Raw genomic sequence first — 9645 nt, 5'->3', positions numbered from 1 at the left:
AGCTGATTTGGGAATCCTGAATGTCGATTGGTCCTAGGCCACGGGTCAGATACTGGCCGCCGCCCGGAATGCCGGGCGACGGCCGGACGAACATCCGATGCACCATTGCGATTTAATCGGATGCGATATATATAGAGACCATCCTTCAATATCCGGACAGGATAGGCCGATGCCCATGTCTAAAACCGCAAAACAGCCTGATGCGCCCGCACCCAGGAAGCTGTCGAATTTCCTGTGCTTCGCGATCTATTCGGCCAACCTCGCCTTCGGCCGCGCCTATAAGCCGATCCTGGATGCGCTGGGCCTGACCTACACCCAATATATCGCCATGGTTGCCCTCTCCGAGGAGGACGGCCAGACGGTCAGCATGCTGGGCGAGAAACTGTTCCTCGAATCCAACACGCTGACGCCGATCCTCAAGAAGCTGGAATCATCGGGCTTTATCACCCGCCATCGCGATCCCGCCGACGAACGGCAGGTGCGTGTCAGCCTGACGCCGGCGGGCCGCAATCTTCTCGAAACCGATCCCGGCTCCGCCCTGACCGACGCCATCGGCCTCGGCGATGAATTCCCGGTCGTGCAACAATCCGTGGCGCGGCTGCGCGACAACCTGCTGCGGGCGCAGGCCGAACCGGGAAAATGATGATCACATCACTTATCACGGACCGGTGACATGCCCAAAGCGATGGGCGCATTGGTCGAGAATGGCACCGTTCTTCTCGGAAGGCGCGATTGGGCGGGCACTACCTCACCTCCGTCATCCCTGTGCCCGTCACAGGGATCCAGCGCGCCCAAGTCCTTGGGCGCGGGAGACTCTCTTGCTTTCAGCAGAGTCACTCACCGCGCCGACGCGCGGTGGCTGGATTCCTGTGACGGGCACAGGAATGACGGAGGAAAGGTGGTGCCTGTTTCCCGATAAGCTGACTTGGCGAGGGAGGACAGGTAGTGTCAACCCCAGCCCTACAGCGCACGCGACCGCACCACCTGCGCAAGCGCCCCCTCCTCCATCATCTCCGCCGCTTTCGCATAGCCGCCGCCCAAGCCGTCGAGGAAATGCAGGTGCGAATCCGGGCGGCCGGCGGGGACGAGGCAGGTCATCAGCGCGTGCGACTGGCGGTGCAGGCCGAAGTCGATTTCGCCGCGCATCCTTGCCGCAGCCAAAATGGCTTCGACGCTGTCGATCTGTTCGGGCGTGCAGTCCAGCGTCAGGCGCAGACCGTCATCGAACTTGCGGAAATCCGAATTGGAGGCGACCTCCGGCCAGGCTGTCGCGCTGACCTCCCGTGCGCCGTCCCTGGGGACCGCATTCTCCGCCGAAATCGGAGAGGACCGGCGCGGCGCGGCATCGAAAACCGCAAGCACGCACTTCGCGAGCGCCGCAAACTCCTCCGGGCTCGTATGATCGCGCGGTTCGACCAGCAGCGACAGGATCTCGCCCTGCCGGCTCGGAAACGGCGCCCAGTCGCAGCTGAGGCCGGTCAGGTCGGGCCGCGACGGGTAGCGCCCGGGCTTGACGAGATAGCGGCCGTTCCTGATCTGCTGCTCCGCCCATTTGAGCCCGCCGCCTGCAAACATCGCATAAGTTGCCTTTTCGGAGGCGGCGTAGCGGGCGATCTTCACGTCACGCCCGGCAGCGCGGATTTCGCGGACGGTGACCAGCCCGACACGCAGGGTCAGGTCGAGGTCGGTCCTGGCAAAACTCGCGACCTGCCGCAATGCCGAGGTCGCGGCCATGAGGCCATGCGGCGGCAGCGTGAAAGCCGCCCCGTCTCCGCGAAACACGAAGGGAAAATCGAACGAGCCCCAGGCATTGCCGAGGGCCGCGATGATCGCGGCGCCGGCATAATTGACGTCTGCGTAACGCCCCTGCCCGATCGCCGCTGTCGAGCTGACGACATCGGTGAGCCCGATCAGCCAATCGTCAGGCAACGGCTCGTAGACATCGGGATCGAGCAAAAGCGAAAACTCGTCATAGGCCCGGTGCGGCTCTGCATGGCTGCTGGTCATGGCATATTCTCCGGATCGGTGGCGTTTCGATGGATGCTGGCTCAAAAACGGGTCTGCCGCCGATCGGCAGACCCCCGCTTTCAGGCGCGTCCGTTAGACGAGCCGGGTCTCGACGCCGATATTGCCGTGCGTCGCCTTGGAGTAAGGGCAGATCCCGTGCGCTGCCTCGATCAGTTCCTCGGCGACGCCGCGCTCGATGCCGGGAAGGCTGACGTCGAAGCGTGCGCGCAGGAAGAAGGAGCCGCCATCGGCGTTGAGGGTGATCTCGGCATCGACCTCGGGACCGGCCGGCAGCTTGATCTTCCGCTGCGAGGCGGCGAGCTCGATGGCGCCGATATAGCAGGCCGACCAGGCGGCGCCGAACAGGTTTTCGGCAGCCGGGTGCGGCTGCGGCAGCTTGATTTTGAGCGTGCCGTCGCTGCTGCGCGCATAGCCTTCGCGGCCGCCGGCGATGTGGGTCTTGCCAGTGAAAAGAAGCTTCTCGGTCATGGTCATTTCCTTTCGGTTCGGTTATTTATAGCGTGTCCGATTTAATCGGATGCGCGTTAATACGCCAAACCGAATTTGATGTCAACACCATTCCGATTTAATCGGATGCGATTTAGATCGACCGGATCCGAGGCTTGGCCTCTACGCGCTTACGGGCGCCACGGCACGGCCAGTCCGGGTTCCCAACAGCACCGGCGGAACCGCGACGATGTATATGGCGACGACGGAGAGCCAGATCGCCCCCGGCCACGCCTGCCGGACGGCGAAGTAGAGTGTCGAGAAGGCCAGCGGACCGATGATCGACGCCAGGCTGACGGCCGATGTCAGCACGCCCTGCAGCTCGCCCTGGCGGGCGGGATCGACCTGCCGGGTGGCGAGCGCCTGGAATGCCGGCGTGCCGATGCCGGCGAGCGCAAAGACCGGCATGATGGCGAAGACGATCCAGCCCTCCCTGGCGAAGGCCATGGCGATGAGAGCGATGCAGGCGCAGGCGATGCCGACGACGACGGCGCCGCGTTCGCCCAGCCGTTTGCTGGCCGGGCCGGGCAAAAGCGCCTGCACCAGCGTCTGGCAGATGCCGAATGCGCCGAGCGACAGGCCGATCCAGAGACCGTTCCAATGAAAGGTGTCGAAACCCCACAGTGCCCAGCAGGTGCCATAGGCCTCGCCGGTGGCGCTCAGGATGAAAAACACCAGGATGACCGGCAGGAGCCCCTTCATCGACAGAACCCAGCGGAGCGGCCGCAGCGGATTGAGGGCGGCGAACTCGATCTTCCCCCGCGCCGGCGCGCGGGACTCCGGCAGAACGAAGAAGGCCAGCAGGAGATTGCAGGCATTCAGCACGGCAGCGGCGATGAATGGCAGCCGCAGCCACTGGTCGCCGAGCAGCCCGCCGAGCACCGGCCCGACGATGAAGCCGATGCCGAAGGTCGCGTTGAACAGGCCGAAGCGGCGGGCTCGCATGTCCTCCGCCGAGATGTCGGTGATGTAAGCCATGGCGACGGAGACGTTGGCGCTGGTCAGGCCGGCAATGGCGCGGCCGAGCAGCAGCATCCAGAGCTGCGGCGCAATGGCCATGACGAGATAATTGATCGCCGCCCCGCCAAGCGAAAGCAGCAGCACGGGACGCCTGCCGAGATTGTCGCTCAAGGCGCCGAGCACCGGCGCGAAGACGAACTGCATCAGCGCATAAAGCGCGGTCATGATCCCGATATAGGCAGCGACATTGCCGGCATGGGTTACCTCCTGGAGCAGCCGCGGCAGGATGGGGAAGATCAGGCCTATGCCCGCGGCATCGAGGCCGATGGCGGTGAAGATGACGATGAGGGGTTTATTCATGATGGCGTCCTTCGGCTCGTGCCGCGCGTCGCGGAAAATGTAGACTGATATTAAATATGTACTAAGTATATAAATACGCCAAGGCGGCCACCAGTCAAGATAAATGTGTACTGAGTATAAGATCCCTGCTATCGATGGCGGCATGTCCACACCGCCAGACCTGCGAACCCGCAAACGCCTCGCCACGCGACGCGCCATCACCTTGGCCGCCGACCGCCTGTTCCGCGAGCGCGGCTTCGAACATGTGACGGTCGATGAGATCGCCGCTGCCGCCGATGTCGGGCGGATGACGGTGTTCAACCACTTCCCCCGCAAGGAAGACATGTTCTTCGATCGCGACGAGGAAGGCCGCGAGATCCTTCGTGAGGCCTTGCGGCAGCGCGATCCCGCCGTCTCGCCGATCGAAACGCTGCGCCGGCTTGCCCACCGCCTCGTCGAGGAGCAGGCGCCTTTCGTTCAATTCTCTGCTGGAAGCCAGGGTTTCATCGAGACGGTCGAGCGCAGCGACACCCTCAAGGCACGGGCGAGAGCGATCCGCGACGAACTGGCCGGCGTCGTCGCGGCCGGGCTGGCGGAATGCGCGGGCCGAGGAACGGACGATCCCGCCGCCCATCTCGCCGCCGGCATGCTGCTTTCGATATGGAGCGTGGCCTTCATCGAGGCGCACAAGACCTTCCGGCGCAACCACAATCCTGAGGAGGCGAAAGCCGCCTTCCTCGCCCTCGTCGATCAGGGCACCATCGGCATCAAAGCGGCGATGGCGGGCACGCCCTACGCCTGAACATGCGTCTCAGGACCGCGGCCGGCCGTCGTCGAACAAGGCGGCGAGCCACTGGTAATATTTCGGCTGCTTCTCCCGCAGTTGGCTGCGCGAGTAAGGCGGCCGATCGATATCGCCATAGAGGTAGACGCTCGCCGTGACCGCGAAGAATTCCCGGTCGTTGCTCATCATGTAGGAATCGCCCGGCCAGAGCCCCCGGCCATTGCTGAAGAATTGCCTGACATCGCCATTGCCGAATCCGCCGGGAAGCATCCTGTCGTGATAGGCATGCAGAAGCTCGTGCAGGATGATCGGCTTGTCCGGGTCGAGGCTCCTGACGCGCAGGTCGATGCCGGTCTTGCTGCTGTAATGGCCGGGGCCGAAAGCGGCAGCCGCAGGGTTCGCCCAGATCGGGATCGTCCGCATGAAGACGAGAACGTCAGGCTTCAGATTGACGTTCTCGACGATGTCGAGCTGCCGTTTGACGGCCGCGACCATCTCCTTGTCGGGCTCGGCGCCCCTGGCATTGCTGAGATCGACCTGCCATCCATGATAGGTGAAAACGAGCGGATCGGCCGCTGCCGCGATAGGCATGACCAGAGCGGCGCAAAACGCCAGAATTGTCGAAATCCTCCGCACCGGCCCCTCCTCGGCATGTCACGCCGACGACTGTCGCACAGGCGGGATAGCGGCACAATTGCCGCATCGGCATCAGCCAAGATGCGAGCCGACAGAGGGCCCTTTGCCGGTGCCGTCGACGCAAACCTCCGGGCCTACGCCTTAACCGTCGTAATGACCCGAAAGCGCTGCCTCCGCCGACTTCACGACCACGGCGACATTGACGCCCTTGGTCACGACTGCGCCGGTGGCGCGAAGATCGGCGACCGCCTGCAGGCCGCCGGATTTCGGCGCCGCGAGAGGCTGCACGGTCTTGGCGTCGAGATCCGCCACCCAAAGATCGTCTTCGCCTTCAATACTGATGACTACAACTCTTGCCATGCTTTGCCCTTCCAGTGATTGATACTTAAAATCCAGCTTTCTTCAGACCTTCGCGATAAAGATCCTTATGCCATTGCTCTTTACTCGGAACTGCCGACAGCCACTTATCCACATCGAAGTCCGGATTGGCTTCGCGAAACCTGCGCACGAACACCCGCGCCTTGTCGTGGCGGCCCAGCATCGCGCAGCTTGCGGCCGACAGCCTGTCCGCCAGGCTGGGATCCGCCATCTGCCCGATGTAATCCAGTGAAGATTCGAATTCGCCAAGGGCGTAGTTCGCGCCCGCCGCAGTCCAGAAATAGGTGTCCGGGGCAAGCGGATTCAGCTCGATCGCCCGCTCGATTTTCCTGAGCGCCATGGCCGGAAGCGAGCAATGAACCAAAGTATCCGCATAGTCGGCGATCACGTCGGCATAATGCGGAGCAAGGTTTTCCGCCACCTCCATCGCCTCGGCGCTGTCGTCGAACGCACCTTGCAGCAGCTTGGCCACGCCGAATTCGCGATAGCCGTCGGCGAAGTCGGACCGCTTCTCGATCGCCTGCCGCGACGAGGTTTCCGCCGTCTTCAGCAATTCGATATCGCCGCGCGCGGTCAGCAGCCATTCCTTCGAATAGGTCCGCGCCATCGAACTCAGCGCCGGCGCGAAATCGGGGCTGACGCTGAGCGCGGCCTTCATTTCCTTGCGCGCCCGCCTCAGATTCGGAAGGGTCAGCCGCGCCAGATGCCGCCTGCCGACGAGATAGCGATGATAGGCGACCGGATTCAAATCCTCGCGCAGCGCTTCATGGCGTTCGATTTCACTCGATACCGAAAGCGCGATCTGCCGGGCGACCGCTCGCCTGTCCTTCAGCAGCTCCATGTGATCGAGACTGAACCTCTCGGCCCAGACGATCTGGTTCTGGTCGAAAAAGATCAGCTGGGCGAACAAAGTCACCTCGTCGCCCGCATTGCTGATCCTGGTATCAAGGATGTAATTCACCCGCTGGCGCTCGAAGAAAGCCTTCTGCGTCTCGGTCTGGTGGCCGATCTGGACTGCCGAATAGGGCGCTATGACCTGCAGGCTGTTGAAGGCGCAGAAACCGATGGTGATGTCCTCCACCAGCGACGCCGCGAGAAACCCGGCCTCGGGCCGGATCGACTGGCTTTTCGGAGGAAGCAGCACCAGGCGCGGAATTTCGAGCCGGATCCTCTCGGCCTCCAGGGAAAGAGCGGCTTCCTGTCCTTTGGCAGTCGCCGGCGCGGGACGGGAAGAGCTATCGTCACCGCCATTTGCGCCGTCGAGCACGGCGATCCCCCGCAGAATGGAATTCTGCCGCTTCTCGAAATGATCGCGAAGGTGCTCGACCTCATCCTCCGCCTGGAAGATCGGTATGAGCATCTGCAACGTATCCGGATCCTTCGGTTCGGTGCGAAACAGGATGACCGCAGCCCTCCTCAGGAGTTCGGTTTCCTTTCGCGACCGCGCCAGCCCGGAAGCAGCCCTCAGCGTGTTTCCAAGAATCTCGACATGGCAGCTTTCGCGTTCCGCCAGCCACCGCTGAAACTCGCGGCTATGGCAGTTGACCGGCCCGAGAAAGGGCTGGTTCATCAGCTTCACGACATGCTCCAGCCGGACGAGCGGCTCGCCATCCTCCGCCTGGCCAGGCTGCAACAGATCCGAAGACAGGGAGTCCCGGTTCAAGGAAACCAGATTGGCCTGCAGCGAGAGCAGGTTCACGCCGAGCTCGGTCTGGCGGGCATTGATCCGCGAAATCACCTTTCGCAACGTCGAAAGCGCGACACCCTTGTCGGCCTCGCCCCAGAGGAAACGGGCCAAGGTCGAGCGGTCCGCCGAGCCTTGATCGGCGGTGAACAGATAGGCGAGAAGCAGAAGCCCCTTCTCGGGAAAGGCAACCGGATTTCCGCTCCGGTCAACGAGCTGCAAGCTGCCGAAAGTCTTCAGAACGAAAGTCATTTTGCGTCTAAGTCACCACACGGGGATGTAGTTCGCGTCAAACAGGAATGTGCGATACGCAACAAGAGGAGGCGCCAAGTCTAACCGGCCGGCACTCTGTCTGAACCTCCGGGGAAATTCAACACGCTTGTGCCGCGCAAACTTTGCTTATGTTTTTACACCGATCCAATGAATTTCCGGATGCATTCGCAGCCGGTTTTACCTGCGCCGGCGCGCCTTGCCGGCCGCAGCCGCGGAGCGATCCTCAGACCTTTTCTTTCTTCCTGGTCTTTTCCTTGGGTTCGACAGGCGCATCCGGCGTCGGCGCCAGAAGCTTGCGCAGGGAGGCGATCTTGTCCTTGACCAGCGGCCGGAAGCGCGTCGCGCGATAGGGCATGTCGGCCGCACCATAGCCTTCCGGCCCGTCATCATTGCCGCGATGGATTTCCGCAAGCTTCACGCCGATAAAGGTGCCGTCGACATAGTGCGTATATTCGCCCACCCAGCGGATCGTGTAGATCTCGCCCTTGCGGATGAGCTGATCGATGCTGACATGCTTGAACGTATCGTTGATGCAGACGACCTTCTGGCCGACGTGGAATTCATAGCTCATGGATCAAACTCGCCAAAGCGTGTCGCGCAAAAGTGTGTGCGGTTTTGCGATAACGACACGCGTAAAAACCCTTTAACGGCAATCCGCCTCGCCCTTCTATAGCGCGCCCGGCCGCCGGGATGAACCCTTTTTCAACGGCCTTGCCGGATCGCTCCGGCAACCCCGGTCAGTTGCAATAGACCCTGCCGCTCTTGCGGGAGCGCAGGTCGAAGTGGAAGTGGTTCCAGTGCTCCGGGTTGCTGCCCGGCCCGAGCACGGTGTTGAAATAGCGGCAGCTGTCGCTGCGCACGGCCTTCAGCAGCCGGCCTTCGCGGAAGGAGAACAGGCCCTTCTTGCGCACGTCGATCGCATGGCCGTTCTTCAGCACGAACTTGCCGACATCGATGGCGTTGCCGCGGGCATGTTCCGACATCGGATTATACCGCTGCCGGCTGTTGTTCATGCGGCGGCAGGAATAGCCGCCGAGCGGCTGGATGGTCCGGATGCCGCTCCAGTAGCGGTAGCGGGCCGATGGCGCCAGCTCGTTCTTCACCCATTTGGCGAAGGCGAGCGTCACCTGGCAGTTCAGCGTCACCGCCGGCTTCACGCCGATATTGCCGGAAAGCCCCTTCAGCGACACCGGATAAGGCACCTGGCAGGCCGGCCCCTGCGAGATCGGCGGCTTCTCGTCGAAGAGCACGCCCATGCGCTTCAGCTCGCGCCGGCAGGCAAGCTCGGAGGCCGGCATGACGCTCGGGTCGACCGGTGCGGCCGGCTCGCTCATCATCGGGTTGTTCGGCCGCAGCATCGCGACTTCCTCGGCCTCGTCCTCTTCGGGAACGCGGGTCGGCGCCACAATGGGGCTGCCGTCGCTCCAGGTCGGCGCCCGGCTCATCTCAGCTTGCGCTGCCGGCTGCGGCACGATCTGCCGCTCTGGCTGGTTCAGCTGGGTCGGACTATCGGTGCCGATGCCGTCGACGACCGGCTGGGTGGCATTGCCCTCGGCGATCTGCTGCTGTTGCTCCTGCGCCAGGCCGACGACCGGCTCGGCCCCGAGCTCGTCATCCATGTTGACGCCGCCGGAAGGGATCGCAAGGTTCTGCGTACCGCCCCAGTTCCCGGTCTGCTGGCCTGCCGCCATCGCCTCGTCGCTGTCGATCATCGGCAGCCGGCGCCCACGCGCTGCCGGCTGCGCGGAGGCGGCGTGACCAGTGCCGGCAAGGTTCGGCGTATCGAGATAATCGACGGAACTCTGGCTATTGCCGACAGGCGCGCTGGAAACGGGATAGGAGGCTTGGCTCTCCACGGGCGCCATGCGCACCGCCGGCGCCATACGCGCCGCGCCCCGCGCCGGCGAGATCGAACTGACCCTTGTGCCGCTGTCGACATTGGCAGGCGGCACCAGCCCGTCGCTGATCGAACAGGTCGTCAGCGCCACCGAAAGCAGCACGGGCAAAAGGGAACGCCGAGGAAAGGAAACAAACGCCATACTCTTATCGCTTCCGCAGGCCGGCAGTGCAGTGACCG

Annotated in this window: 10 protein-coding genes; 2 read left to right on the top strand and 8 right to left on the bottom strand. The window is 63.2% G+C overall.

What is annotated here, in order from left to right; translation table 11 throughout:
• The first annotated feature begins 169 nt into the window (after positions 1-169).
• The gene (locus tag CO670_RS25565; RefSeq protein ID WP_097592818.1) at positions 170-643 is read left to right on the top strand and encodes a MarR family transcriptional regulator; all 474 of its coding nucleotides are present in this window, start codon (positions 170-172) and stop codon (positions 641-643) included.
• 317 nt (positions 644-960) lie between these two features.
• Here the strand turns inward: CO670_RS25565 and CO670_RS25560 are convergent, their stop codons facing one another.
• The 3 genes from CO670_RS25560 to CO670_RS25550 form a co-directional block, all read right to left on the bottom strand.
• Complete coding sequence (locus CO670_RS25560; RefSeq protein WP_097592817.1) at positions 961-2007, bottom strand: DUF3095 family protein; 1047 nt, start codon at positions 2005-2007, stop codon at positions 961-963.
• A gap of 93 nt (positions 2008-2100) precedes the next feature.
• Positions 2101-2496, bottom strand: coding sequence for an Ohr family peroxiredoxin (locus tag CO670_RS25555; protein ID WP_097592816.1), 396 nt, complete (start codon positions 2494-2496; stop codon positions 2101-2103).
• Positions 2497-2637: 141 nt separating this feature from the next.
• Positions 2638-3834: a TCR/Tet family MFS transporter gene (locus CO670_RS25550; RefSeq protein WP_097592815.1), complete on the bottom strand. Its 1197-nt coding sequence runs from the start codon at positions 3832-3834 to the stop codon at positions 2638-2640.
• Positions 3835-3976: 142 nt separating this feature from the next.
• On the opposite strand from CO670_RS25550, the gene CO670_RS25545 reads away from it, so the two are divergent.
• Entirely contained in the window at positions 3977-4615 is a 639-nt protein-coding gene (locus tag CO670_RS25545; RefSeq protein WP_088687631.1) for a TetR/AcrR family transcriptional regulator, read from the top strand.
• 9 nt (positions 4616-4624) lie between these two features.
• Here CO670_RS25545 and CO670_RS25540 read toward each other — a convergent pair whose 3' ends face one another.
• The 5 genes from CO670_RS25540 to CO670_RS25520 form a co-directional block, all read right to left on the bottom strand.
• The gene (locus CO670_RS25540; RefSeq protein WP_097592814.1) at positions 4625-5233 is read right to left on the bottom strand and encodes a hypothetical protein; all 609 of its coding nucleotides are present in this window, start codon (positions 5231-5233) and stop codon (positions 4625-4627) included.
• 141 nt (positions 5234-5374) lie between these two features.
• On the bottom strand, positions 5375-5593 hold the full coding sequence (locus CO670_RS25535) for a hypothetical protein (protein WP_088687633.1): 219 nt from the start codon (positions 5591-5593) through the stop codon (positions 5375-5377).
• Positions 5594-5618: 25 nt separating this feature from the next.
• Positions 5619-7547 carry a hypothetical protein gene (locus tag CO670_RS25530; protein ID WP_097592813.1) on the bottom strand — a complete coding sequence of 643 codons (1929 nt, stop codon included), beginning with the start codon at positions 7545-7547 and terminating at the stop codon, positions 5619-5621.
• A gap of 244 nt (positions 7548-7791) precedes the next feature.
• Positions 7792-8139 carry a hypothetical protein gene (locus CO670_RS25525; RefSeq protein WP_008535048.1) on the bottom strand — a complete coding sequence of 116 codons (348 nt, stop codon included), beginning with the start codon at positions 8137-8139 and terminating at the stop codon, positions 7792-7794.
• A gap of 166 nt (positions 8140-8305) precedes the next feature.
• Positions 8306-9607 carry an extensin family protein gene (locus CO670_RS25520; RefSeq protein WP_097592812.1) on the bottom strand — a complete coding sequence of 434 codons (1302 nt, stop codon included), beginning with the start codon at positions 9605-9607 and terminating at the stop codon, positions 8306-8308.
• Positions 9608-9645 lie beyond the last annotated feature (38 nt).

It is taken from the genome of Rhizobium sp. J15, from assembly GCF_002531825.1.
GTDB lineage: Bacteria > Pseudomonadota > Alphaproteobacteria > Rhizobiales > Rhizobiaceae > Rhizobium.
This window is presented reverse-complemented; position numbering and strand designations above follow the sequence as displayed.